The organism is uncultured Microscilla sp., assembly GCF_947493425.1.
Lineage (GTDB): Bacteria > Bacteroidota > Bacteroidia > Cytophagales > Microscillaceae > Microscilla.
This window is the reverse complement of record NZ_CANLRP010000446.1, coordinates 1-639: the sequence shown is the minus strand read 5'-3', so window position 1 is coordinate 639 and position 639 is coordinate 1. Positions and strand designations below refer to the sequence as shown.

At 44.9% G+C, this 639-nt stretch carries 1 protein-coding gene and 1 pseudogene; both read right to left on the bottom strand.

What is annotated here, in order from left to right; translation table 11 throughout:
- Nucleotides 1-366, bottom strand: a 366-nt coding sequence (locus Q0954_RS34265; RefSeq protein ID WP_299466678.1) for a hypothetical protein, incomplete at its 3' end; no start/stop codon positions are given.
- Between the two features lie 8 nt (nt 367-374).
- Nucleotides 375-639: pseudogene (locus Q0954_RS34260) on the bottom strand (hypothetical protein); the annotation flags it as partial.

Sequence of the window (639 nt, the reverse complement as noted above, 5' to 3'; positions counted from 1 at the left end):
CAAAGTGTAGCTAAACTTGGGAAGGAGGTTTTTTTGGGCAATTTCGCTCAACCAGTAACGGTAATATTGCAAACTGGATGCTTCGCTGAGGTAATAGAGATAGCGGCGGTTTTTCTGATACGTTTGGTTGATGATGACGATCTCCCGGCTTAGCCCTAACCTCCGGTTGAGTTCTTCTTCGATCACCATCGTTTGGTTGCTGATGGCGATTTCCAGCTGGGTGGTCACCCTAAAAGCCACAAAACGCTCGTACAAGGTTTTGATGGGGGCAAGCATTACTTGTAGCCAAGCCAAATGCCGTTCTTGCTCCTTTTTGAGGTACGAAGGTACTAGCCAACGTACAAATTTATTCCAGTCAATGGTCATGCTTTTATTTATAAAGGAGTTTTTAAGGTGAGATGGTCTTTGAGCGGGTGTTCATTGCCTATTTTTACATAACCCGACTTAGGGATATACACCCGATCTACCTGTTCATAGGCTTCCCCGCTTGCCTTGGCTTCAAATAATGTAATGACTACATCTTCCACGCCTGCTACCGCCTGCACCGCATCCACAATTTTAGATCGCAGGATTTTACCATTAAAAGGCAGGTTGGAGAGGTGTTGATCAATAGCGGTTTCTATGCTTGTTTTGAGTGAG